The organism is Larkinella knui, assembly GCF_003858645.1.
In the GTDB taxonomy this organism is placed as follows: Bacteria; Bacteroidota; Bacteroidia; order Cytophagales; family Spirosomataceae; genus Larkinella; species Larkinella knui.
In genome coordinates this window covers 31,966-57,565 of record NZ_RQJP01000004.1, presented here as the reverse complement: position 1 = coordinate 57,565, position 25,600 = coordinate 31,966, and the positions used below count along the sequence as shown (strand labels likewise).

Annotated in this window: 15 protein-coding genes; 7 read left to right on the top strand and 8 right to left on the bottom strand. The window is 52.8% G+C overall.

The annotated features are described in order from the left end of the window. Window position 1 precedes the first annotated feature (1 nt). The 5 genes from EHT87_RS18710 to EHT87_RS18690 form a co-directional block, all read right to left on the bottom strand. Complete coding sequence (locus tag EHT87_RS18710) at window positions 2–709, bottom strand: 3-keto-disaccharide hydrolase (RefSeq protein WP_124908196.1); 708 nt, start codon at window positions 707–709, stop codon at window positions 2–4. A 4-nt stretch (window positions 710–713) separates the two neighbouring features. Continuing rightward, window positions 714–2,222: a RagB/SusD family nutrient uptake outer membrane protein gene (locus EHT87_RS18705; RefSeq protein WP_124908195.1), complete on the bottom strand. Its 1,509-nt coding sequence runs from the start codon at window positions 2,220–2,222 to the stop codon at window positions 714–716. 25 nt (window positions 2,223–2,247) lie between these two features. Then, on the bottom strand, window positions 2,248–5,715 hold the full coding sequence (locus EHT87_RS18700) for a SusC/RagA family TonB-linked outer membrane protein (protein ID WP_124908194.1): 3,468 nt from the start codon (window positions 5,713–5,715) through the stop codon (window positions 2,248–2,250). Between the two features lie 185 nt (window positions 5,716–5,900). Beyond that, window positions 5,901–6,989 carry a FecR family protein gene (locus EHT87_RS18695; RefSeq protein ID WP_124908193.1) on the bottom strand — a complete coding sequence of 363 codons (1,089 nt, stop codon included), beginning with the start codon at window positions 6,987–6,989 and terminating at the stop codon, window positions 5,901–5,903. Then, window positions 6,986–7,591 (bottom strand): RNA polymerase sigma factor, encoded by a 606-nt coding sequence (locus EHT87_RS18690; protein WP_124908192.1) that lies wholly within the window; start codon window positions 7,589–7,591, stop codon window positions 6,986–6,988. Before EHT87_RS18690 ends, EHT87_RS18695 begins: the two co-directional genes overlap by 4 nt. Window positions 7,592–7,961: 370 nt before the next feature. Between EHT87_RS18690 and EHT87_RS18685 the strand changes: the two genes are divergently transcribed. Both EHT87_RS18685 and EHT87_RS18680 read left to right on the top strand, forming a co-directional pair. After that, window positions 7,962–8,963 carry a type I glyceraldehyde-3-phosphate dehydrogenase gene (locus EHT87_RS18685; protein WP_124908191.1) on the top strand — a complete coding sequence of 334 codons (1,002 nt, stop codon included), beginning with the start codon at window positions 7,962–7,964 and terminating at the stop codon, window positions 8,961–8,963. A 59-nt stretch (window positions 8,964–9,022) separates the two neighbouring features. Further along, window positions 9,023–9,496 carry a Dps family protein gene (locus EHT87_RS18680; RefSeq protein ID WP_124908190.1) on the top strand — a complete coding sequence of 158 codons (474 nt, stop codon included), beginning with the start codon at window positions 9,023–9,025 and terminating at the stop codon, window positions 9,494–9,496. 121 nt (window positions 9,497–9,617) lie between these two features. Here the strand turns inward: EHT87_RS18680 and EHT87_RS18675 are convergent, their stop codons facing one another. Continuing rightward, window positions 9,618–12,524, bottom strand: a complete 2,907-nt coding sequence (locus EHT87_RS18675; RefSeq protein ID WP_229321175.1) for a T9SS type B sorting domain-containing protein — start codon at window positions 12,522–12,524, stop codon at window positions 9,618–9,620. Window positions 12,525–12,643: 119 nt separating this feature from the next. Here EHT87_RS18675 and EHT87_RS18670 point away from each other — a divergent pair, with 119 nt between their 5' ends. Beyond that, a complete protein-coding gene (locus EHT87_RS18670; protein WP_124908188.1) occupies window positions 12,644–12,949 on the top strand; it encodes a hypothetical protein in 306 nt (101 codons plus the stop codon). A gap of 112 nt (window positions 12,950–13,061) precedes the next feature. Here EHT87_RS18670 and EHT87_RS18665 read toward each other — a convergent pair whose 3' ends face one another. Continuing rightward, window positions 13,062–16,259 carry a TonB-dependent receptor gene (locus tag EHT87_RS18665; protein WP_124908187.1) on the bottom strand — a complete coding sequence of 1,066 codons (3,198 nt, stop codon included), beginning with the start codon at window positions 16,257–16,259 and terminating at the stop codon, window positions 13,062–13,064. Window positions 16,260–16,547: 288 nt separating this feature from the next. Between EHT87_RS18665 and EHT87_RS18660 the strand changes: the two genes are divergently transcribed. The 4 genes from EHT87_RS18660 (at window position 16,548) to EHT87_RS18645 (ending at window position 23,645) form a co-directional block, all read left to right on the top strand. Continuing rightward, window positions 16,548–18,164: a tetratricopeptide repeat protein gene (locus EHT87_RS18660; RefSeq protein WP_124908186.1), complete on the top strand. Its 1,617-nt coding sequence runs from the start codon at window positions 16,548–16,550 to the stop codon at window positions 18,162–18,164. Between the two features lie 268 nt (window positions 18,165–18,432). Beyond that, window positions 18,433–21,192 carry a TonB-dependent receptor gene (locus EHT87_RS18655; RefSeq protein WP_124908185.1) on the top strand — a complete coding sequence of 920 codons (2,760 nt, stop codon included), beginning with the start codon at window positions 18,433–18,435 and terminating at the stop codon, window positions 21,190–21,192. A gap of 26 nt (window positions 21,193–21,218) precedes the next feature. Then, the gene (locus tag EHT87_RS18650; protein ID WP_124908184.1) at window positions 21,219–22,481 is read left to right on the top strand and encodes a right-handed parallel beta-helix repeat-containing protein; all 1,263 of its coding nucleotides are present in this window, start codon (window positions 21,219–21,221) and stop codon (window positions 22,479–22,481) included. Between the two features lie 72 nt (window positions 22,482–22,553). Next, complete coding sequence (locus tag EHT87_RS18645) at window positions 22,554–23,645, top strand: phytase (protein ID WP_124908183.1); 1,092 nt, start codon at window positions 22,554–22,556, stop codon at window positions 23,643–23,645. A 133-nt stretch (window positions 23,646–23,778) separates the two neighbouring features. Here the strand turns inward: EHT87_RS18645 and EHT87_RS18640 are convergent, their stop codons facing one another. Continuing rightward, a complete protein-coding gene (locus EHT87_RS18640) occupies window positions 23,779–25,464 on the bottom strand; it encodes a hypothetical protein (RefSeq protein ID WP_124908182.1) in 1,686 nt (561 codons plus the stop codon). Window positions 25,465–25,600 lie beyond the last annotated feature (136 nt).

The window sequence follows — 25,600 nt, the reverse complement described above, 5'->3', positions numbered from 1 at the left end:
CTTATAACACTTTGATTTTGATATTTTTAAACGAAACCTCACCGCCGTGCTCCTGCAACAGAATATGGCCTTTTTCCACCGTTCCAAAAGCGGGTTCCGCCTTGTTGAACTTGCTCAGCGCCACCGCATCCGTAAACGCCTGACTGCCCCGCGTAAATTCGAGAATTTTCACACCATTCAGCCAGTGTTCCACTTTTTTGCCATTGGAAACGATTCGCACGGTATTCCACTGGCCCGGTTCGTTGGTCTTTTTCAGCGCGGCATTGGGCGGTATGACGTCGTAAAAGGAACCCGTCAGGTGGTTTTCCTTCTTGTTATCCTCCGCCAGCTTGTCGTCCAGAAGCTGGTATTCCATGCCCAGATTGCCACCCTTGTCGTATTTCGTATAAAAATACTTGACGCCACTGTTGCCGGTCGGTTCGATGGTATACTCGAACGTCAGGTCGAAATCCGAATACTCGTTTTCACTGATAATATCACCGCCTTTGCCGCCTTTTTTGGCGGTCAGCGTACCGTTTTTGATTTCCCACCCCGCCGGAACCGGGTTTCCGGATGGCGTTTTCCAACCCGCCGAACTGCTGCCGTCGAACAGCAGAACCCAGCCTTCTTTTTTCTCTTTGGGCGTCAAGGTATTGGCCTTCTGCGCAAAAACCGCCGTTGGCACCGCCAGCAAGCACGCGAAAAGCACGCGTAGGATTTGAATTTTCATCGGGTCAGTAGCCAGGATTTTGCTTGATTTTATCAGGATTCGATTGAATAACCGACAACGGAATCGGAAACAGCAGCATGTTGTCGCTCCACGAAGCCGGATTGAATCCGTTCTGTTCTTTCTGCTCCTGCGACATCACGGCTTTGGCCCGCTCCGTTCTGACCAGGTCGAACCAGCGGTGATTTTCAAAAGCCAGCTCCACCCGGCGCTCTTTTTCGATGGCCAGCAAAAAGGCGTCACTGGAAGTAAAAGGCGGATAATCAGCCAGTATACTTGCCGAACCACCGGTACTATTCCGGGCGCGCTGGCGAATTTTATTGAGGTACAGCAAGGCGGTTTCGGATTGTTTTCCCTGCCGCACCAGGGCTTCGGCGTAGAGCAGATAGACATCCGCCAGCCGGAGTTCAATCCAGTTGTTGTCGTTATCGGAACCCGCAAACGAAACGTCGTAGTATTTCTTCACGTATTTTTCGTTCACCGTGTTGCCACCCGGCACCGCCACGTAGTTATCGCTCATGGATACGGTTTTGCGCGGATCGCCGGTTTCGTAGGCTGCCGACATCGACGGGGTGGGGGCATTAAAACCGCTCTTGTCGCCAATCAGAACCACTTCCTTGTTCGAAAACCGGGGGGCAAAATCGTTGTTCCAGGGGCTTCCCGTGGAGGTTCCGCCTTTTTTATACTGAATCTCGAACAACGATTCCGCGCTGTTTTCATTTTTCACATCGAACAGGGCCTTGTAATCCGGCACCAGCGAATAGGTCGGCATGCTGATCACTTCCAGGGCTTTGGCTTCCGCCAGGGCGTAATGCGATGCTCCTTTTTTCAGAGGATAGCCCGCCATCGTCATGTACACTTTCGCCAGCAGCCCTTTGGCTCCGCCTACGGTAACGCGCCCTTTGTCGACCGCGGCATACGAAACCGGCAGGTTGGCTTCGGCAAATTTCAAGTCTTCAACGATAAAGTCATACACCTCCTGCGTCGACGTGCGCCCGACGGCGTAGGCTTCCGACACCGATAACTGTTTGTCAACTTTCGGCACATCGCCGTAGACGCGAACCAGCCAGAAATACATCAGTGCCCGGATGAATCTGGCTTCCGCTTTATACTGTTCTTTCAGTTTTGGATCCTTGAACGATACAGCGTCGATTTTATCCAGCACGATGTTACACCGCAGAATGGTGTTGTAAACGTTGTTCCAGAAGTTCAGCACAAACGTATTGTCGGACAGCATCACATCCCCGAAATTGTCGATGGACGTCATGTTTTTAGAATCGCCCGGCACCCAGGAAAACGTGGTATTGTCCGAACGAACCTCGCCCATGTAGATAAAAAGCTGGTTGTAGACATTCCGCAGGGACGAATAGGGCGACATGACCGCCTGATTCATATCCTGTTCGGATTTGTAAAATACGCCCGCGTTCATGTCCGAAATGGGCTGAAGATCGATAAATTCCTCCTTGCAGGAGAAAGAAACCGCAACGAGCAGGACCAGTATAAGAATTCGTTTCATGTTCCAGAAATTGACTATCAGGTGATTAAAAACTTACATTAAGTCCAGCGATGATGGTGCGGGCAGCCGGATACCCCAGGTAATCACCACCGCGCGACAAACCGTCGCCCTGGCTGCTCGTTTCCGGATCGAAGCCCGGATATTTCGTGAAGGTATACAGGTTTTGCCCCGTCACGTAAACCCGTAACCCCTTGACGTGCAGGCGTTGGGTGAGGGCAGGTGCAAAATTGTAGCCCAGCGAAACATTGCGGATGCGCAGGAACGAGCCATCTTCCACCCAGTAGCTGGAAGGTTCTTTTTGCAGGCCTTTCGGGTCGCGGTTGGCCCGCAGGATGTCGCCCGATCCGGGATCACTTTCCGACCGCCAGCGATCGATCAGCTTGGCCCGGCCGTTCCGGTCGCCGTGGTAAATACCGACCATCCGGTTGAAGAAACTAAACAGCTTGGCACCCTGCGAACCGGTCAGCTGAATGTTCAGGTCGAAGCGGTTGTAGGAAAAATCATTGCTAAAACCGTACATAAACTTCGGCTGGTTGTTGCCCAGATAGGTTTTGTCGGCGGCACTGATCACGCCGTCTTTGTTGATGTCGACGTAGCGCGGATCGCCGGGGTGGTCGTTCGCCAAATGGGGCGCGGCATCCAGTTCCGACTGGTTTTTGAAAATACCGTCGTACTGATAGCCGTAAAACGTGGCAATGGGCTGCCCAATCGTCGTAATAAAGGTGTTGTTGGCATTGGGCGCACCCGCGTAAATCGGCAGTCGATCCGGCCCCAGCGCCAGCACTTTGTTTTTGTTGAAGGAAATATTGAAATCCGTCGACCATTTCAGCTTGCCGATCAGGTTGCGGGTTCTCACCAGATACTCCATGCCCTTGTTTTCCACCTGCCCGATGTTCTGAAGCTGCGTGGCGTAGCCGGTCAGCGTCGGAACCGGCACATTCAGCAGCAAATCGACCGACCGGCTGTTGTAGAAATCCGCTTCCACCTGAATCCGTCCGTTCAGCAAGCCCAGATCGAAGCCGAGGTTCCACTGCCGGGTTTTTTCCCAGCCTAAATCAGGGTTCGGATAATTGATCGGATTGACCGAGTTGACCAGGTTGTTGTTCAGGACGTAATAATTGGAGCTGGTGCGCGCAATGGCGTCGTAATTCCCGATGCGGTTATTGCCCACGAGCCCCCAGCTGGCCCGCAGTTTCAGATCGGTAATTTGCCGGATATCCTGCATGAACGGCTCGCTACTGACCCGCCAGCCGACGGAAAGCGACGGAAACGTGCCCCATTTGTTGTTGGCCCCGAACTTGGACGAACCGTCGGTCCGGATGCTGGCCGTGAGCAGGTATTTTTCGTCGTAGGAATACGTAAACCGGCCCAAATACGAAATCAGCGAGTTGCGAAATTCCGTGTTCGTGCCGCCCACGATCTGCCCGGCATTCAGCGTCCGGATTACGTCGTTGGGAAAGTTCTGGGCCATCACCTGGGCGTATTCACCGATGGTTTTCTGGGCCGTATACCCGGCTAACAAACCAATGGCGTGCTTGCTGAACAGCGTCTTGTTGTAATTCAACGTATGTTCGATCAGCCAGTTGCGATCCAGCCAGGTTTCATTCCGGGCGTCAGCGGTTTTGGGAGCGCGCGAACCGTCGGTATCGACAAACGAAGGCCGGTAGTATTTCAACCGCTTGTTTTCCAGCGACCCGTTCAGGCTGATCCGGTATTTCAGGCCTTCAATGATTTCATACTGCCCGTACACCGACGCAATGAGGCCGTTTCGGGTGGTGAAGTTGGTCACATTTTCGGCAATACCGACCGGGTTAGCGACGTCGCCCGCCCAGATTTCGGGGTTCCGGACCTGCGAACCGTAGGTGCCATCGGCATTTCTGAGCGGATAAATCGGGGGCAGATAAACCGCATAGGCCAGCGGGCTGTCTTTCCCATCATCGACGTTGTTGTTTTCGGAATAATAGGCGCTGATCGTGGTACCGATTTCCAGTTTTTTGCTGATGTTGGACGTAACGTTCGCCCGCAAATTATACCGTTTGAAGTCGGTTTTGATCTGAATACCGTCCTGGTTCGTATACCCTGCCGAAATCGCATACCGCGTCTTTTCAACGCCCCCGGTTATGGAAAGCTCGTGCCGCTGCGTCTGGGCGATTCGAAAGATTTTATCCTGCCAGTTGATGTCCGCAAACTTGCTTGGATCATTGAAACTTTCGGGAATGACGTAAAAGCCGGAGTTCGTATATTTTTCACGGATGGAATTGGGATCATTGATGGTATGCGGGGCATCGCCGGGCATCGGTGCCCGATCCAGCCAGGCCTGGTTGTGGCCGTCTTTAAAGAATTCAATGTATTCACGGGTGTTCATCACGTCTATTTGTCGGGCGACCTGCTGAATACCGTAAAATGCGTTGTAAGAGATGGTTGGAGCACCAATGCTGCCTTTTTTTGTAGTCACAATAATAACCCCGTTGGAACCCCGCGACCCGTAAATGGCCGTGGATGAGGCATCTTTCAAAACCTGAATACTTTCAATATCGGAGGGATTGACCAGCGAAAAGGCGCTGCCTTCAATCGGATACCCGTCGATCACGTACAGGGGCGTATTTCCCGCCGTAATGGACCCCGTTCCCCGCACCCGAACCGACAACCCCTCGCCACCGGGAGCGCCGTTAATCTGCTGCACCTGCACACCCGCCATCTGGCCCACCAGCGCTTCGCCGTACGAAACGGCCGCTTTGCCCTTGAGTTTATCCGCCGAAATGGTGGCAATGGCGCCGGTCAGATCGGCTTTTTTCTGCGTACCGTACCCGACCACGACGACTTCACTCAGGGTTTTGTCGTCGGCCTTCATCGTGATCGTAAACGTGGTCTGGCTAGCAACCGCAACTTCCTGATTTACAAACCCGACATAGGAAAATACCAGCACCGATTTGGTATCCGGCACCGAAAGGCGAAAGGCCCCTTCGGCGTCGGTCGAGGTGCCTTTGGTGGTGCCTTTCACCACCACACTCACGCCCGGCAGCGCCAGCCCGGCTTCATCGCGGACGGTTCCGCTGACGGGTTGCTCAACCGAACCCAGCAGAGCGGTATTTTCGTCGGCTACCGGAAGGGCGGTTTCCGGCTTGGCCGGCTGCGAAATGGGCGAGATAACGATCTGGCGACCAATTACTTCGTAGCGAAGTTTGAGCGGTTTTACCACTTTATCCAACACCGCCCCCAGCGATTCGTTGGATGCAATGATGGTCGTTTTGCGGTCGAACGGAATTTCCCGGGGGCGGAAAGCAAACCGGATGTTGGTCTGGTGTTCGATCTCTTTCAACACCGTGCGTAAGCCCTGATTTTCAAACCGAAAGCTTACCCGCTTATTCAGTACCTCCTGGGCGGTGGCGTCGTAGGCCAGCGAAACACCCGTAAAAATTAGGGACAGGATGACCTGTGCCAGCGAGAGTTTCATGAGTAATAGCAGGGTTTGGATTGGTATTGGTTTTTTCATTAGCTTTAAAGGTTTTGTTAAATTTTCGGACAAAACGACCCTCTTCGTCCTGAAAAAGACGACTGCAAACCCAGCGCATCGAGGGAAATCTGGCATCAGTAGTGCTCGTAACACTGCTGATGTTTTTTTGGTAAAAGCTTAGTGAATTGGCATAAATCGAAGCGGTTTTACAGGTTGTAGAATGCTTAACCCGGTTTTGGACAGCCTTTGCTGTAGATCACGATCTGCGCATCGATCAGTTTGTAACGCGCGTCGAGCACCTTGCAGATGACATCCAGTTTTTGAAAAAGATCCTCGCTGTCGATGCTCATCGTCAGGGTGCAATACTGCATCACTTCTTCATCGAAAATAATATCGATCCCGTAAGCCCGCTCGATGGCCGTAAAAACACGGTCGACGGAGGCATCTTCAAACACAAACCGCTGCATGTCTTTTTTGGGAATGAGCGGAAGCGGTCGCTCGACGAGTTGTTTGTTCAGCGTTTCGGCTTCCCGTTGAAAAACGACTTGCTGGTTGGGCATCAACACCATTCCTTTCGATTCGGGATCGTGGACCCGGCTCGGCTGGTTGGGATAGACCGACACCCGCCCGGTTTTTACATCCACCGTCACCGTCGGCGCATCCACCGGCGCTTTGATCCGAAAGCTGGTCCCTAACACCTTTGTTACCAAACCATTGGCATACACGACGAACGGTTTTTTAGGATTTTTGGTCACGTCAAAAAAAGCTTCGCCGGTCAGATACACTTCCCGCTGCGCTCCCGCCAGATCTTTCCGGTAGCGCAGCCGACCGCCTTTTTGCAGATCGACCCGGCTGCCGTCCGCCAGTTGAATGTGCATGATCTGGCTGGCTTCATTGAGCGTTTCGACCCATTCTGCCCTGGTCTGCGCCAATTCCGGAGCCGGAAAATCGACTTTCCTCAAGTGCTGACGCCCGACCCAGGCGACGCCCAGAATCAGCAAAACCGCAGCAGCCACTTTCCAGGCCCGCGGCCCCGTCAACCAGCGCTCTACCGGCATCGGGCGGCTACTTTCGAGCGTGGTTTCGATTCGGTTCCAGATGGCGTCAACGTTCTCTGTCAGGGCAGGCTGGTGCTGGATTTCCCGCAAACCGGCCACCAGTTGCCGGGCTTCGGCCACCTGGTAGTACCGTTCCGGATACTCCCGCAGAAATTCGGTCCAGAAAGCCTCCGTTTCGGGACCGGGCGAGCTGACCCACTCCTTGAAGTAATCGTCAGCCGCCAGATCCTCCGTGCTGAATTGATAATAATTCATGGTTGTATATCCTTTAAAAATCCTTCCAGCCCGACCCACAAAACTCCCCAGGAAAAAATCCGGACGGCTTCCCGAAGCGTTTTCAGGGCGGAGTAAATAAACCGACAGGCCGACTGGTAGTTGACGCCCATGATGCGGGCAATTTCTTCGTTGCTGAAGTGCTGGTAAAACCGCAGATTCAGGGCTTCCTGCTGGCGTGGCGTCAGCAAATCGTAGCTTTTCCGAAGTTGCTGATGCACCTGTTCCTGCTGCTCATGCTCGATGAGCGTGTTTTCAATGACAAATTCATCGGCGGTATGGATGGTGTCGATGTCGGAAGCCTGAAAAAACAAGTCGCGGTGACGGGTTTTATTGATCTTGTTGCGCAGCGACCGAAACAGGTAAAACCGGATCGAATCCGTATCGCTCAGATTGGTCCGGCTCTGCCACAGTTCAATAAACAGATCATGGATGCTATCTTCGATGAGCGGCACATCGTTGGTTACTTTGTTGCCATAATTCAGCAGGTCGCGCGCATACAGCCGGTAAATCTGTTGAAAAGCAGCTTCGTCCCCCTGGCGGAAGGCATACCACAAATCAACAGGAGGGTGAGTAGACGGCACAGCGATAAAAAGGTCAGTTTAGGAATACTTGAACAATGACAGGATTTAGGTGACTAAAACCGGGTTCATTTATATACTAATGTCCGATTGGGTCAACTTTAATCCTTTTTTTTCTAAAAATAATTGAAAAACCGGGGTGGCGACTCAGAAACGACGATTTTAAACCCGTCCTGACGACAGGCTATTTTTGTTAAACAGCGCAGCGGGCCTTATTTCCCGCTCTGTATATTTATCAAGGCCTGCTGAACTTTTTAAAGGCTCCTCTTCCTTATTATTTTGTAGTGTCGTAAAAAAGCGGAAGCGTTCTGCCGTACCGGTTTCATGCGGCATTTACGCCCGTTCTTCATTTGTTCAACAAATCATCTTTCGTATGGCAACTATTGCATTGTATGGATTCGGTCGCATTGGGCGGCAGTTTCTGCGCGTTGGTTTGAGCAATAACCTCTTTGTTCCCGTTTCGATTTCCGACATCCGCGACGAGCCGACCCTGGCCGCTCTCTTCGCGGTCGATACCAACTATGGCCGCTGGCCTGAACCCGTTTCGGGCCGTGAAGGCCAGTTGACCATTGGCGACCGGACCATTCCATACATCAATTCCGCCAAGGAAGTCCCGGATTGGAAGGCACTGGGCGTCGATCTGGTGGTTGACTGCACGGGCCGGGCCACCACCCGCGCCGGAGCGCAGGTTCACCTGGACCGGGGCGCTAAATATGTGCTCGTCAGTGCCCCCAGTAAATCCCTGGCCGACTGCGATGCGGTTTTGCTGAAGGGCATCAACCTGGATACGTTCGATCCTGAAAACCACCACATTGTCAGCATGGGCAGTTGCACGACCAATGCGCTGGCAGCCGTCGTGAAAGTGATTCGGGAGAATTTTGGCATTCAATACGGTTTATTTTCGACGGTGCACTCCTACACCAATACCCAGTCGTTGACCGATCAGCCGATGAAAGACCGGCGGGATTCGTGGGCTGCCGCCGAGAACATCATTCCGTCGTCGTCGGGAGCCGCCCGGGCCTTGCAATTCATCTGGAAAGACCTCAAAATTACCGGCAAAGCCTACCGCGTACCGACGCGTACGGGCAGTATCGCTGAGTTGAATCTGATCACCGAAAAAGACTGCACCGTTCAGGAAGTCAACGACGCGTTCCGAAAAGCCGCATCGGAAGGCCCTTTGAAAGGCGTGATGGACGTGCTGGAGCAGGAGTGGGCTTCGTCGCGCATTGTGGCCGACCCGCATTCGTCGATTATCGATCTGCCGCTGACGGCCAAAGAAGGCAATCTGTTGTCGGTTGCCGCCTGGTACGACAACGAATGGGGTTTCTCAAACCGCCTGGCCGAAGTAGCCGCCTATCTGGCCGAACGGATTTAACAGCGTTTTCTCTAAATTGCCTTTTAAGCAACTCAATTAACGTTTAAAACACACAACCGATGAAAACAAATATTGGTATTTCAGCCGAAAACCGGGAAGTCGTAGCCCATCAACTGGCGACACTGCTGGCCGATGAATTCGTGCTTTACACGAAAACCCTGAATGCCCACTGGAATCTGGAAGGCATGGATTTTCATTCGGTGCATCTGTATTTTGAGGAGTTATACAAGCAATCGGCTGAGATTGTGGACGATATTGCCGAACGGATTCGCCAGTTGGGCCATTATGCCCCCGCCACGCTGAAAAGCTTCCTGGAACTGACGCATTTAACGGAGCACGACGCCGGCGGAAATGACAGCCGCAGCCTGATCAAAAAGCTGCTGGCCGACCACGAAAGCATCATTGAATTCATCCGGGGCAATATCGATGAGTTTGCCGACGCCCACAAGGATGCCGGAACGAGCGATTACATCACCGGATTGATGGAAAAACACGAAAAAATCGCCTGGATGCTCCGGGCGCATATTAAATAAAAGAGAATATTAAATGGACACTAATGATTGTCGACTGTAAAAGGAGCCAGGCAAGGCTCAAAACGTTTACAGTTGATGGTCATCAGTGTCCATTTTATTCTTTAAAGCCGGAACAGCTTCCTTAATCCGTTCCGCCCGATTCCCTCAGAATCTCGACCCATCCCTTGTAAATTTCCGCCGGAGCCCCGCAATCCAGTCGTTTAAATTTCACCTGAATCTGGTAATAATATAACCCGCCCGGTAATTCCTGGCCCCGGTTGTTCTTGCCGTCCCAGCGTAAACTCGCATCATTGGTAGTGCTTTCGTACACTTTCGCGCCCCAGCGGTTTATGATGGTTAGCTCGGCCGACTCCACAAAGCGGGGACACTGCATGGGCTGAAACACATCATTCTTGCCATCGCCGTTGGGCGTAAACACGTTCGGCATCATCAAATACGGGCAATTGTCTTTGCATACCCGGTTCGAGGGGGCGCTCTCCACTCCGCTGCGACTCACCGCCGTCACCTGATAACAGCCCGCCAGCGACGTCAGATTCTCGTGCCGATACGTCGTCGCTGACGCATTCACCGACGTCAGCAACACGGGGTCCTGCCCTTCGCAGGGCGTGTAATAAATGTTGTACTTGACAATGTTGCGATCACAATTTCCCGTTGCCGGGTTTTGCCACGTCAGATTGTTGGCAAACGTGGTCTGGTTGCAGAACGCGTCCGGCGTCAGAGCCGCACAATTGAGCGTGTCGACGGCCAGTTGGGGCGGACACGGTTTGACCGTATCGATGGGCATGGCACAGACCCCCTGCGAGAAGTTGTTGAGCAGTATCGTCGTCAGCGGAGCCGAATACCGCCCCACTGTTTCGACCCGGTAACAGTAATTGCTATCCACCGACATGCTCACCGGCTGCACCCCATCGGCGGCATACGTATCGGCCCCCTGATCGGTGTAGACGTAGCTGGCCGCGGTGGTCACCGGCACCACCGCCACCAGGTTGAAGGGGCCATTGGGACCGGTTTTACTGCGATAAACGCGGTGTTGCTGGTTGTCATTGCTCCAGGGCACATTGGCTTCCCACTTGAGTTGAACCCGCTTGACGCCACCGGTGGCCGTCAGCCGGACCGAGCTGGCGTTGTCGGTTACATCCAGTCGCTGGAGCTGTCCCGTCCCCGGTTCGGTGAAATAGAACTCGATGCGGTAGCGGTAGGCATTGGCCACGGTATTAAGGCCGCGATCGGTGTAAACCGTATCGGCCACCGTGGGTTGGAGGGTGGTCGTGATGGCGGCAATCTGGGTAAAGTTGGTGCCCGTCAACCCCGTAGCCCGGAACAGGCGGTATTGGAACGGTCCGGTGCCATCGTTGGGATTGATGCCGGGCGGGCGGGTCCAGCGGACGGTAATGACGCCCCGGGTCTCGAAGGTGCTGTCGACGGTGACGTGGGTAATGAGGGGCACCTGCTGGGGTAAATTCACGCAGACCTGCTCGGAAACCACACTCTGGCCGTTGTTGGGACGGGGCAGCATGACGACGATGCGATAGCTGTATTGCACCCCCCGTTTGAGTCCCTGGTTGTTGTTGTTGTCGGTAAACGTAGTCTGGCCAATACCGACCCGGCCTACTTCCACATAACCCGTTGAAGGAGCCAGTCCGGGATTGGTACAAGGATCGAGATTCACCTGATCGCACCCTTCTTTGCGATAAATCACCATTTGAGAGCCTTCCGGCAAGGACGATACCCCGCAGGCATAAGCAGTCCAGTTGAGGATGATGGCGCGTCCGGCGGCATCGGCGGCTGGGCGGGCGGTCAGTCCCTGGGGTTTGGGCGCGTAAATCTTGATGCGGAAGGATTCAAGCGTGGCCAACTGGGTTTGGCCCGCTCCCCGCGGAAAATCGACCACCCGGAAAATGACATCGTAGGGTTCGGCGCGGACGTGGGCACAATTGGTTTGCCAGCGGAAGGTCCCCGTAGCGGGGTTGTTCTGAATACCCGATGGCGTCAAGGTGGCGGCTGGCGGAGCGACCAACTGAATAGTAGCGTTGTTGGGACCTTTGTTGAAAGGACCGCCGTAGCCGGTCAGTTCGAGCCGGTTTCCGTCGGGGTCGGTGGCCGTTATGGTCTGGTTGATGAGTGTACCGGCTTCCACGCAGAGATCCTGAGGCACCTTCAGTTCCGGACGTTTGTTGATGGAAGGCGTAACGATAATCTGAACATCCCGGACAATCTCCCCGATTTTGACGCCATCACGCCATTCTTCCACAATAAAGGCGATGTTGTACTGGCCCACTTCGGCGGGTGCATCCCAGCAAACATCACCGGTTATCGGATTGACGGTCAAGGTAGACGGGCCGGTATTGGCTTCATTGACCCGATTAAGGCCAATCGACGTCGGATCAGCATAACCGGCGACAAAACCCAAGTCGCAGGAAGCATCGTCAGTCTCGTTCAGTTTCCCGGAGGGCGTATAAAGCCGGTAGGCCAGGCTATCGCCGTCGGCATCGAAAGCCGCCGGGTTGTGGCACCATTTCTGTCCAACGCGGGCCGAGTCCAGGGGAGGATTCAGTAAAACCGGTGTACCATTGAGTCCCAAACCGGCATTTACCACGATGGTTGTCCGTAATTTAAAGCTCGTTAAAACGGAAGTCGGAATATTACGGGTGCCTTCATTTCGGTTGGTGATGGTGCAACTGATGTCGTAGGTGCCCGGTCCGGGATAGGTATAGGTGGTCCGGTAAATGTTAATGGTGGTGTTGGCATTGATGTTTCGCGTTTCGGCATCCACCCGGGGTACCCGGCGCATCTGCTGACCAACTCCGAAACAAAAATTCACATCCCGTTGAGCGAGTGCCGCCTGTAATCCTCCATTTGGACCCGGCGACATGTCAAAATAAACCGTTAACGTAATTTCATACGTCAGCGCCGTAGACGAAATCCGCCGGGTGGTAATTTCACCCGCCCGGACGTGGGTGGCCAGCGCATCCGAAACCGCTAACAGGTTCAGGATTACCCAGCTAAGCAGAAGTAGAAACCTTTTCATAGAGAGACCGTAGCTTTTCATATAAACGGCTCATCATCTGGTTTTTGCATACTTATCAACCGCTTTTAAGCGAAAAAAAAGCGTTGCTGCTTATATTGCGACCTAAATTCAATACGGCAATGGATACAACGATCGAAAAGATTTATAAACGGGTACGGCAGCTTTGGAACGATGAGTATGAATTGAATCCCGGCCACCGGGTTATTCAGTCCGTGGAGATGACTGCCAACGGCAGGGTGAAGGTGGAACTCCTCGATTTCCAGTTCTTTTTGTCGGTTGAAGATGAGCACCTTACCACGGCTCTGGGAGTAATACCGCATGTTGAAGCTCCGTCGGAAGAAACCATGAATGCAATCGTCGTGCATGTGGCCGAACTGGTCAAAAATCTGACCGGTGATCTGCCGGTTGAGGTGATTCCGGCCTAACGACTGCGGTCGGACTCCGATGCGTTTTATCTCCTTTTCTACTGAAAAGCCCGTCGGCTAAAACCGCTGGAAACCGGTTTTAGCCGACGGGCTTTCTGCCCTTCCTGAAAGCTTAAAAACTGTAGCGGGCGCCGATCTGAAGCTGGTAGGGATCGCCCGATGGCGTAACAATTCCGGCGGTATTGACCCGGTATACAAACCGCTGATTCGTTTTATCGAATCCGGCAACGGCGGGGGTGGACCCCGACGCCGGAATACCCAGCGCATATAGGGCCTGGCTTCCCAACGACTTGTTGGTTCCCCACGATTTCTTCAGCAGGTTGGCGAAGTTGAAGACATCGGCCGAAATTTCCAGCGTGTGCGTTCGGTATAACCGGAATTTCTTGCTCGCCCGAATATCGAAAACCCCGTAGAAACCGTTGATGCCGCCGTTCCGCTCGGCCATTTTGCCCGAATATTTTGTGATGTAGTCCTTGATGCTCTGGCTCGCGTTGGCATTATCCAGAATGGCCTGCAAACCTGTCCGCACATTCTGGGGAACGCTGTCGTCATTTCTATTGAAAACAAACGCCAGATCGTTCGTTCCTGCCACAAAGTCGGCGTTGCTGTTGGCACCCGACAACAACGAATATCGAGTTCCGCCAATACCGGAATACCGTACGCCCACCGTAATTCCCAGGAAGCTGGGCAACGTACCGTAGAAGACGACTTTACGGCGGAAATGGTTGTCCGAATACGACATTTTGCTCAGATTCCGCGGATCATCTTTCACCGGTAAGGAGAGCGTGGCCGTATTGGCTACGTTTCCGTTATACGACGTATTGTCTTTGGTGTCATTCCAGGTGTAGCTAACCGAAAATTCCCCGTCCCTGAAGTATTGCCAGGTTGCATCGACCACCACCGCAAACTGGTTCACTTTTCCCTGACTGTTCAGCTCCAGAACCCGGCCCAATTTCTGGCTGATCCGGCCCTGCTGCCAGTCGCCCGCGCCATTGGCCGGCATCGAGTTGAGGGGAACATAAACGCCCCGGTTGTCTTCGTTGGTTAACCGGAAAAATGGATCGACTACCATGTTTCGGTCGACGTACATGTAATTATGACGCCCCAGACTGGCGTACCCGGCGATTCCCACTTTGAGTTTATCGGTGAGGTAGCGGTTATACGACAGGTTCATCTTGTACAAAACCGGCACCCGGGCATCCGGCCCCGTCATGTTGATCGTCGGAATCTGAAAAGCCGCCAGGGAAGGAATGCTGTTGTAATTGCTGCGATAGGCGGCAAAATCCGGCGTTGGTACATTCGCGCTCCGTACATCGACGGTTGCCAGGTGCTTGCCATCAAACGTCAGGTTGTTGATGATGGCGTAATTGTTGATATCGGAAGCGAAAACACCTCCACCAAAGCGGATAAAATCCGTGTGTTTTTCGTTGACATCCCAGGTCAATTGCAAACGCGGCTGCACCACAAACGACTTGAGCTTGTTGTCCGTGCGGAGCTTCAATTCGTCATACACCAGCTGATTCAGCGGAGAAGACGGATAGTGTGCATAATCCAGGCGCAAACCAGCCGTCATTTCCAGACCAGGCGTCAATTTGGTACTCAACTGGCCATACAAGCCGGCGTTCAACGTTTTCCCGACAACGCTGGGATCCGCCATCAGGGGAACCTCGCGGTAATACCGGTAGGGCTGCAACGCGGCAAATTTATCGAGTGCCGTAGCCGCCCCATCGACGGTGTAATGAAAGCGACCGTTGACTTCGCTGCCGTAAAGCGAGTGCGCCCGCGTATACATCAGGTCGACACCGAACGTATACTGAACCTTGTCGGTATTGTAGTATAGGTTATCCACCAGCTGGACCACGTTGTTATCGAAACCTTCCTGCGCAAACCGGTGCCCACCCATCTGGATGTTGGTCGATTTCGTGGACCCGTCCACCGTTGAGGTAACCCCTTCGACGATGGCGCGGGGAATGTTGGCGGCCGGTAATTGATCACCCGGACTACTTTTCTGGTAGGTGTACAGGTGCTGCAGCTTCAATTCATTCGTAATCCGGGGATTTAGCGCCGTCCGCAGACTCGCCAGGAAGCTGTTGTCCCAGTTGTAATCATTTCCGTATGATTCGTAGATGTTGATGGCCGTATTATCGGCTAACCCGAGTTTATTCCGGTCGCTGGTGTAATTGTTGCGGACAGTCAGCAGGTTTTTCGGGTTGATCTGCCAGTCGATCCGGGCAAAAGCCGCATCCGACCCCCGGCCTTTGTCGAACGTACCGTACTGGGGCGTATTGGCCACGCCATACTGACTGCGGGCGATCGATACAAACCGATCCAGCGTGGTTCTCGTAATGTTAAACCGGGTTTCGTCGGCGGGTGACTGAACGTCCGCAATAATCAGCGGGCGCGAATCCTGCTGGTGATCCCAGGCGACAAAGAAGTGCAATTTGTCTTTAATAATCGGTCCGCCCAGCGAAAAACCGAACTGATTCGTTGAAAACTCGTTGTTGCGTTTGTTGCCCCGAATATCGTAAGGGCTTGACAGCCAGTTGGCCCGGCTGTAGTTGAAGGCACTCCCGCTCAATTTGTTGGTACCCGCCTTGGTTACGGCGCTGACCGTTCCCCCGCCACTGCGGCCATACGTGACATCATATTGGTTGGTGACAACTTTGAATTCGCGCACTGCTTCAATGGAAATCGAATAAGGAGCACCGCTCCGGCTGGTGGTCGAACCCGCCGAGGTCGGGTTTTTGGCGTTCATCCCGTCGATGGTGTAGTTGGTCGATGAGCCTAATTGCCCGGAAATATTCCCCCCGCGGCTCAGGGGCGAAAGGTCCATCAACGACGTAAAATTCCGGCCGTTGACCGGCAATGCGGCAATGGATCGGGCCGAAACCGCCGTGGCGGCTCCCAGATTGTCAATTTTGTTCTTCATGCCCGAAGCCACCACCTGAACCACTTCGAGTGTCTGGCTGTCTTCCTGCATAGCCAGGTTGAGCCGGACGGCGTCGCCCTGATTCAGCATGTAGCCGGTCCGTTTTTGCTCTCCAAACCCAATAAACGTCACCAGAATGCTATACGGCCCGCCCAGCGGCAATTCTTTAAAGGCGTATTCTCCTTTGGCGTTGGTAACGGTTCCCGTCGTAAAACCGGTCGACAGGTTCCGAACCTGAACGGTTGCGCCGGGGAGTGGCGCTTTCTGATTTTCTGAAATAACCCCCGAAATGGAAGCCTGAGTCGTTTGTGCTGAAGCGTTATGAAGACAAAACCCGGTAAAAAGAAAAAGTAATAGAGTAAAAAGTAGCTGATTTTTCATGCAGTTGTATCGTGAAATTTACCGCTGCAAAGAGAGTCGATCTACTTTAAATGGGTGTTATGGATGTGTTATCAATTTATAACCATTGTGCTTCAAGAAGTAACTTATATAGAGCCTTTTTGGGGATAGAAGCCTGGATGGAACCGTCAAAATGTACCAGCCGGAGAAAATCCGGATTGCTTTTTTTCTAAAAAAACTTTCTCTTCAATCCGTTCATTAACAATTTCTTAAAATTCGGTTTCGACGTCCTTGATTATCTTACCCCGGGATCTAACTACCAATTACCTTGTGCTTCGTTTTCATTTTCCAGAACTCCGGCTTCTGATCACCTTACTCATCTTGCTGACGAACGCGGTTTGGGCTCAATTGCCGACAATTTTGCCGCTCCAAAAACCGGATTCGTTGTTTCTGAGCCTGAAAAAGAAGTACAACCGCGCCGTAGAGCGGCAGGATAAACTGGCCGAAGCGGTTTGTCTGGAAGAAATGGGGCGGGTTTGCTACCATCTGGGCCATTATCCGCAGTCGCTCGACTACCATTTGCAGGCCGGAAAACGGTTTCGTCAGGTCGGAAAACCGGCGCAGGTCGCCACGAACCTCAACGAAATTGGCGAACTGTATTACTACAGCAAAAAGCCCCAGCTGGCCCGCCAGCACTATAATCTGGCGTTGTCGATTCACCAATCTTTAAAAAACCGCCTGGGTGTAGCGGTTTCCTACGGCCATATCGGCCATCTCTACGAAAAACAGCAGCGCTACGACAGCGCCTTTTATTACCAGCGGCAGGCCCTTCAACAATACCGGCAAATCGATCACAAACCGGGCATTGCCAAGATTTACGAGAACCTCGGCAGCATTTTCGAAGATCTGGAACAGTACGATTCCGCCCGCTATTACTTCCAGAATGCGTTACGGCTCAGTAAACAAACCGGCGACGAAATCGGCCGGATTGAGATCATCAACAACCTCGGCGACGTGCTGCGCAAAACCGGAAAATACCGGGAATCCCTGCAATTGTCGAAAGAAGCCATTGCCCTTGCGTCAAAAACCGGTGAGCAGCACCAGTTGAGCGGTGCTTACAACGACCTCGCCAAAGGATTTAGTCTACTTGGCAAACCCGACAGTGCCTACCAGTATGTGGCCCTGAGCCGCGAAAACCTGAAACTGATTTATTCGGAAGAAGGCAACAAGCAACTGGCGCTACTGCAAACCCTGTATGACCTGGAGCGAAAAAACAGCGAAATTGAGAAACTGACGGTAGCGCGCAACGTCAACCGCATCATTGCGGTGTCGTTTACCGTCGTTATTCTGCTGCTCGGCGTATCGGGATTTCTGGTAATTAGCCGTCAGCGCCTGAAAATCAGGACCGAACAGGCGCTTCGGGAGCAAAATCAGCATATTTACGAAACCCAGCACGAATTGATCCAGGCAGAACTGAGAAACAAGGCGCTGGAAGAAGAAAATCTGAAGACAGAACTGGCCGTAAAAGCCAAAGAACTCACGACGCACACGCTGCACATTATTCATAAAAACCAGTTGCTGGACGAACTGCGCGGGAAACTGGAAGACATGACGAACGATGAAAAGCGCGATCACAAAAAGCAGATCCGGCAACTTTTGCAACGCATCAACCAGAGTTTTCAGCACGACCACTACTGGGAGGAATTCCGCAGTGTTTTTGAGCAAGTTCACCAGACTTTTTTCGATAATCTGAAAAAGCACAACGAAAGCCTGACCGGTAACGATCTGCGGCTGGCGGCTCTCCTAAAAATGAATCTGGAATCGGCCGATATTGCCACGTTATTGGGTATTTCTCAGGACAGCCTTCGCGTGATCCGGTACCGTCTCCGCAAAAAATTCAACCTTCAGCAAGGCGAAAGTCTGACGGCTTTCATCCAATCCCTTTAATCGGCTTCATGGTGCAGTAACAATCTCTTAACAATTTGATAATTGGCGGTTTGTTACACCAAAACCGACTACTAATCAACTAGTTAAGCATTACTTGTTAACAATGTTGCCTATTTGTCTATGCTTCTTTTTCAGCCGTTTCCTTTTTGTTAACGGGGCCGGTTTGGCGGGTTGCTGCTTCTTTCTTCACCTTTGTGCTACCCAAATCGAGGGCGGTTTCCGGTTCGACTAAAACCGGTTTCGTTCTGCGTAACGATTGAATTTTTTCATGAACAACCGATTCTATACTTTACTGGCCGGTCTGCTGTTTTTCACGATGCCCCTGCTGGCCGGAACCATTCGGGGCCGGGCCATCGACGCGGTAACGGGCGAATCGATCATCAACGCGACGATTTTGCTGGAAAACACCAACCTGCACGATCGGTCGGGTCTGGACGGTTCGTACACGCTCAAAAATGTGCCCGCCGGAACCTATCGTTTGCGCATCAGTTCCCTCACGCACCAGACGATTATCAAAGAAATCCGGCTCGAACAGCAGGAAACCGTCGCGCTGGATCTGGCACTGGAACCGGCGGTTTCAAAGCAACTGGCCGAAGTCAGCGTTGTGGCCAAACGAGACGGCACCAGCGACAATACCGCGCGGAGCCTGGAGCGAAATGCCGATCAGGTCATGAACATCGTCTCGGGCAAAACCATCCAACTGTCGCCCGACCTGACCGTTGCCAACGTCATTCAGCGCGTTTCGGGCGTTTCGATTGAGCGAAACAGCAACGGAGACGGTCAATATGCCATTCTGCGGGGGATGGACAAACGGTACAACTACACGCTGGTCAACGGTGTGAAAATTCCGAGTCCCGACAACCGCTACCGCTACGTTCCGCTCGATATTTTTCCGTCCGAATTATTAGACCGTCTGGAAGTGTTTAAAGCCCTGACACCCAGCATGGAAGGCGACGCCATCGGGGGTGCGGTCAATCTGGTGATGAAGGATGCGCCCGACCAGCTGGCGATTACGGCCAATCTGTCCACGGGTTACAGCGAATTATTCGCCAACCGGCCTTTCATGAGCTACGATTGGCAGCAAGTCGCGTTTCAATCGCCCTACGAACGCCGGGGAAATCAGTATAACGCAACGCCGGCGGATTTTGCCACCACCACGTCCGACTTCACCACTAAGACTCCACCACCGAATTTAGTGGGCGGTATTTCGGTCGGAAACCGGTTTTTCGACCGGAAGTTGGGTGTGGTTCTGGCGGGGAGTTACCAGAATACGTACCGCGGCAGCAACAGCCTTTTTTTCGATGCCGAAACCGTAGACACGCTGGCGGGCGTCACGCTAACGGAACGCAACGAACGCCGGTATTCCGAACAACAAACCCGCTACGGGCTCCACGCCAAGCTGGATTACCGGATCAATAACCGGCACAAACTCCAGTGGTATAACGCCTTTATGAACCTGACTAACAGCCAGGTACGGGATATCAAATCGACGCAACTGACCATTGGCGGTTACGATCCGGAAGCCGGAAACGCAACGCTCGGTTACGCAACCCGCTCGCGTCTGACCCGGCAGCAAATTTACAACAGCACGCTTCAGGGCGATCATCGGCTTACCAACGACCTGCGACTGAACTGGTCGGTGGTCTATTCGGAGGCTACCAATCAGGTGCCGGACAACACCACCATTTCGCTGATGGGCGAACGGAAAGCGGGTATCGAAACCCGCACGACCGTCGGGAATTCCAGCCGCCGGTGGGAACACAATTCAGACCATGATCTGGCCGCTTATCTGAACCTGACGTACACCGTGCCCATCGCCGGAATCGCGGTTGAATGGCGGGCGGGCGGTTTGTATCGCACAAAAAACCGCTCCAATTTTTACAACAATTACCAGCTACGGCCCACCAATCTGCTGGCGCGCTATGGCGTCGATTTTAACGACTACAGCCAGATTGCCTGGACGGTGGTGAACCCACGCGGAGCCGTGGCTACGGCCTTGACGTACGACGCCACCGAAACGATTCAAGCCGGTTATCTGCAGTTCAAAACCGAAACGACGCAGCTGGAAGTGGTGGGCGGGATGCGAATCGAAGCCACGGATCAGGGCTATTCCATGACCTTTCCCATTGGTGAAGATCGCCCGACCGGAAGCCAGATTTACACCGATTTATTGCCCAGTCTGCATTTGAAATACCGGCCCTGGGAGCGCACGAATTTGCGGGCGTCTTATTTCCGGTCGATCAACCGCCCCGGTTTTTTCGAAATCGTGCCGTACCGCATCGTGCAGGAAGAATACCAAGAGCGCGGGAATCCGGATTTGAAGCGGGCCATTGCCGACAATATCGACCTGCGCTACGAACATTTTCCGAGCCCGTCGGAGCAGTTTATGGTGGGCGCTTTTTACAAACGCATTAAGGATCCGATTGAATACACGTTGCAGCGGGACGCGATTCGCGGGCAGGACACCTACTATTCGCCGGGCAATTTTGGGAATGCCACCAACTACGGTATCGAACTCGACTTCATTAAATACCTGAAAGTCTGGGGCATCAAAGCCAATTATACCTACACGCATTCCCGAATCACTACCGCCAAATCGAAGCGAATTCGCAACGAATCCGGCGATCTGGAAACGATTACCGTTAACCAGACCCGGCCGTTATACGGGCAGTCGGCGCACGTCGCCAACCTGTCGCTGCTCTACAAAAACGCCGAAAACGGCTGGGATGCGCAACTGGCCGCCAATTATACCGGCGAGCGGATCAACACGGTTTCGCAGTTTGTCGACAAAGACCTCTGGCAGCAGGGATTTGTGCAGATGGACGCTTCTGTTGAAAAAACGCTGAAAAACCGGCTCGGCTTTTTTGCCAAAGCCAACAATTTGCTCAACACACCGATGGAGGTTTACATCAAAAACAGCAGCTCAAAAAACGCCGGAATTCCCGACCAGACGGTACCCGGCAAAACCCTCATCCGTCGGGATTATTACCAGCGCTCTTACCTGATTGGCATCCGATACAAACTTTAACAAAAGCTTTATTTTACCTACAAACTATGAAAAAGGCACTTTTAAACGTTGCATTAGCCGCGGTGATTTTTGCGGGCTGTAAATCTTCCAATGACGATCCGGCGCCGGTCGAAAGCAAACCGGTGGTGCAGGAAGCGGTTTCGGGACAGGTTTCCGGCGTATGGACCAAAGGCGGCACCTACAAAATTACGGGCCACCTGGAAATTCCGGCGGGCAAATCACTGACGATTGAAGAAGGCGTTACGGTATTGATGAACGATTCGGTGGTAAAACCGGAGATCGTCGTGCGCGGCAACCTCTACAGCCTGGGAACGACGCAGGCCCCCGTAAAATTTACGGTTCCGGATGCCTGGAAAATCGCCAAAAACGAGTTCGGTCAACTCTGGGGCGGTATAATTGCGGATAAAACAACCACGGAACTGGTACTTCAGAATACCGTGCTGGAATACGGCGGGGCGGTTACGACCGAGGCATCGCCGTCTGTGAAAGCCGGATTGTACAAAGCAGCCGCCGGCGAACGCGTTCCCGTGGTGTATTTTCCGAACGTAAACGGCCAGTTTGTGGTGACCAACAGCACCATCCGGAATTTCTACGAAGACGGTTTTTACATCGAAGGCGGCAAGGTGATTATTGCCAATTCCGTTTTCCACACGACCGGTATTGCCAACGGCGACGCGATCAACATCAAATCGGGTGTGCAGGCCGATGTCGCTTTCAACCTGATTTACAGCCCCAATACCAACGGTTTGAAGCTTTCCAACTCCGGCGACCGGACGCCACAGGCTTATGTGATCGGCTATAACAACACGATTGTTAATGCGGGCTGGCGCCGTCCGACCACCAAAGGCGGTTCGATCTGGCTGGAAAAAACCGTTCACGCCGATTTGTATAACAACCTGCTCGCCAACGATCGCTACGGCATCAAACGTGACAAAGGCGCTCCGGAAGACAACCGCTCCAAGATCAGCAACACGTTTTATTATGGCTTTTCGGCCGATGCCGTGGCGCAATTCCAGCCATCGGCCGAAATTTTGGCCGGAACCGGCGACGTGATCAGTGCGAAAGCCGGTGAGAATGACCCGAAATTCGTTAACTACCCGCTGAATACCGCCCTGACCAACGCCACGTTCAACACCAGCTGGGATTTTCACCTTCAGACGGGTTCGCCGGCTTTGGGAAAAGGCACGACCGGTTTTACACGGCATTTCGCCAACGGCTTGACTCTCAATGGTATCACTTATAAATCACCGGAACCCGCAACGTACATCGGGGCTTTTGGTACCAAATAAGTAACCAACGGGCCGCGTATGACGAGTGCTCGGCCCGTTATTTTTAATCCGAAAGACCCATTGAACGTGAGAATGACATCGTTTTTTTTCTGCGGAAGCTGGCTGCTGGTTGCATCCTGCCAAAACCAGAATTCTCAAGCTAACGCCATTGCCGGACAACCCGATAGCAATGCGGTTATAAAACCGGCCGTGGTGACCCAAACTGTGCAGTACGATTCGGATGATCCGGCGGTTTGGATCAACCCAACTGACCCTTCTCAGAGTCTGATTCTGGGCACCGACAAGGAAACCGACGGCGCGTTGTATGTCTTTGGCCTGGACGGAAAAATACAGCCCGAAAAAGTCGTCAAAAACCTGAAACGACCGAATAACGTCGATGTCGAATACGGGCTGCAACTGAATGGCAAGCCCACCGATATCGCCGTTGTCACGGAACGACTCACCCACAAACTGCGTATTTTCTCACTGCCGGACATGAAGCCCGTCGATGGGGGCGGCCTGGAGGTTTTTGTGGGCGAAACCGGTGACGGTTTTCGGGATTTGATGGGCATTGCGTTATACAAAACCAAAACCGGTACGATTTACGCCATTGTTGGTCGGAAAAACGGTCCGACCAACGGCTCGTATTTGGCGCAGTATCGACTGGAAGACAACGGAACCGGAACCGTTAAAGCGAGTCTGGTACGCCAATTCGGCCTCTACAGCGGAAAGAAGGAAATCGAATCCATCGCCGTCGATGACGAGCTGGGCTATGTGTATTATTCCGATGAAGGCCAGGGCGTTCGGCAGTATTTCGCCGATCCGGAAAAAGGCAACAACGAACTGGCGCTCTTTGCCCAAACCGGTTTTACGGAAGATCACGAAGGCATTTCGATCTATAAATTGACCGACACGACGGGCTACATTCTGGTTTCGGATCAGGGCGCCAACCGGTTTCACGTTTTCAGCCGGGAAGGAACTCCCCAAAAACCGTATGAACATTCGTTGCTTAAAATTGTCAACGTGAGCACGAAGCAAAGCGATGGTTCCGAAACCGTATCGGTACCGCTAAATTCGACGTTTCAGCACGGTTTATTTGTCGCCATGAGTACAGATCGAACGTTTCAATTATACCGCTGGGAAGACCTGGTCGGGAAAGACACAAAGACTCTTGCTGTGAAGTGAACGGCCCATTTTAAAGGCTGAAAATGTGCTAAGACGAATCAAAAACGTCGCCTAAATGGCTCTGATAAAGCCATTTAGGCGACGTTTTAACGAGTGGTGTGGATTTATATTAAAACGGGTAGTGTGGATTTTATTAATTCGATACGCAGCCCCGAATCAACTGCCTGAAGGCTTCGGCCACGTAGCGGCCTTTTTCTATATCGCCAAGCTGAATTTTCACGGTGTGGACGTAGTCGGAAGGCTTTCCGTCTTTAAAAGTTTTCACGAGTTTCTCTTTGCCTTTGGTTACCAGATTGACGTAGACGGTTTTGCCGTCGACATCGAAATTGGTGGCATCGGCATTCAGATCTTTCAAAGCCAGATCATACACGAGTTCCGACGTTTTCCGCCCGCCCTGGGCCACCGTCAATTTCAGATCGCAGGTGCCATTTTCCGCAGCCAGTGTATAATTAACCGGCTCTTTTTCACCCAATTCTCTCGGAAGCTGCTCCTTAATCCACTCCAGTCGGGCCTGTTGGCTGGCCGTCGGCACCGGGCTTTTCCGGGATTGGGCACACGACTGAACCGCTTTCTCAAACGCCTGCGACATATACCGGACGTTCTCCAGATTGTCGGAAGCCAGTTCGATTTCGGATACGTAATTTTGCCGAACGCCGTTTTTGGTATAGCCAATAAACCGCCGGTTGTCGCGGGTTTTCAGATCGATGGTGTACAATTCCTTATCGACGCCCAGTTTGGCACCTTTCTCGGCCAGATCGGCCAGATTGAATTCATAGACCTCTTCCGTATTGTTTTTATTGTAGGTTTCGCGCCGGGTGTACGTACAGATGCAATCCGGTTTCAGGCTTTGCTCAATCGTGCGGTCGTTCGTTTTGGCCGCCATGATGCTCGATTCCAGGTATTTCTGAGCGCCCGACATCGCGGCAAAAACCGGTTTGCGGGATTCCAGTTGCTTAACGGCCAACGGAATCAGCTTGCGCCAGGCTGCGGCCACATCCCGAATCCGGTCGGCATCGCCACTGATGATTTCGAACGACTGAACGACATTGTCCAGTTTGCCATCTTTCGCGTAACCCATCAGTTTCTGTTTCTGCTGAACGACGAGTGCCAGCTCAAACCGCTTGCTTTTGCTTTCAATTTGCAACCCTTCCAGGCCCAGATCTCCCAGGTTAAATGAGAACGTTTCGGAAGAGGCTGAACCTTTGGCACCCACTTCGCTCCGGCGGAAAACCGCCCGCAGCGGATTTTCAGCGTCGAACGTGAGAGCCTGTTCGTATTTATCGGACCCGATGGCTTCGCTGCCAATGTTGGTTTTCAGCCACTGGCGAAGGTCGTCCAGCGTTTCCGGCGTCCGGGCGGGTTTATAAGCCTTTTCAGCCGCCAGAATCACTTTTTTCAACGATTCGACCAGCGCCTTGGCGATATCCGGATTATCGGCGTAGAGCTTGACGCGGTCGGTCAGGTTTTTTAGCTCGCCATTTTCGCTGTAGCGGACCCATTTCCGATGTTGCTTGGTATCGGCCAATACCGCAATGACGTCTTTTTCAACTTTATACGTTACGGTGGATACATCCAGATCCGATAAATTCAGAAAGTAGGTATTTTCATCGCCTTTGCCTTTATCGCTGGTTTTGGTCACGGAAAACGTCGCCCGGTAGTTGGGTTGTGATGCTTCGATTTTCTGGATAAACTGCGCACTTCCGGTTTTGACGGGTTGCAACTGGGTGGATACGCCGGCAAGGGGGCCGGTCATCAGGTCTTGGGCATTGGCCGCTACGCAGACTGTAGCCGCCAACCAGAATAGTACTGGTTTTTTCATGGTTGTTTAGCGGTATTTGTTGTTGGTATGCCGGTTAAGAAACCGTTCGACAAAGATAGCGGCACGACGGCGGGCCGAAAGGCGACTTGTCAGCAAACGGAAGTTCAGCCTTCTCAACTGCGCTTTTTGCTGATTG

Excerpts from the sequence above, each read along its gene's own strand:
- EHT87_RS18710 (WP_124908196.1), bottom strand. The coding sequence starts at position 709 with ATGAAAATTCAAATCCTACGCGTGCTTTTCGCGTGCTTGCTGGCGGTG.
- EHT87_RS18705 (WP_124908195.1), bottom strand. The coding sequence starts at position 2,222 with ATGAAACGAATTCTTATACTGGTCCTGCTCGTTGCGGTTTCTTTCTCC.
- EHT87_RS18700 (WP_124908194.1), bottom strand. The coding sequence starts at position 5,715 with ATGAAAAAACCAATACCAATCCAAACCCTGCTATTACTCATGAAACTC.
- EHT87_RS18695 (WP_124908193.1), bottom strand. The coding sequence starts at position 6,989 with ATGAATTATTATCAATTCAGCACGGAGGATCTGGCGGCTGACGATTAC.
- EHT87_RS18685 (WP_124908191.1), top strand. The coding sequence starts at position 7,962 with ATGGCAACTATTGCATTGTATGGATTCGGTCGCATTGGGCGGCAGTTT.
- EHT87_RS18680 (WP_124908190.1), top strand. The coding sequence starts at position 9,023 with ATGAAAACAAATATTGGTATTTCAGCCGAAAACCGGGAAGTCGTAGCC.
- EHT87_RS18675 (WP_229321175.1), bottom strand. The coding sequence starts at position 12,524 with ATGAAAAGGTTTCTACTTCTGCTTAGCTGGGTAATCCTGAACCTGTTA.
- EHT87_RS18670 (WP_124908188.1), top strand. The coding sequence starts at position 12,644 with ATGGATACAACGATCGAAAAGATTTATAAACGGGTACGGCAGCTTTGG.
- EHT87_RS18665 (WP_124908187.1), bottom strand. The coding sequence starts at position 16,259 with ATGAAAAATCAGCTACTTTTTACTCTATTACTTTTTCTTTTTACCGGG.
- EHT87_RS18655 (WP_124908185.1), top strand. The coding sequence starts at position 18,433 with ATGAACAACCGATTCTATACTTTACTGGCCGGTCTGCTGTTTTTCACG.
- EHT87_RS18650 (WP_124908184.1), top strand. The coding sequence starts at position 21,219 with ATGAAAAAGGCACTTTTAAACGTTGCATTAGCCGCGGTGATTTTTGCG.
- EHT87_RS18645 (WP_124908183.1), top strand. The coding sequence starts at position 22,554 with ATGACATCGTTTTTTTTCTGCGGAAGCTGGCTGCTGGTTGCATCCTGC.
- EHT87_RS18640 (WP_124908182.1), bottom strand. The coding sequence starts at position 25,464 with ATGAAAAAACCAGTACTATTCTGGTTGGCGGCTACAGTCTGCGTAGCG.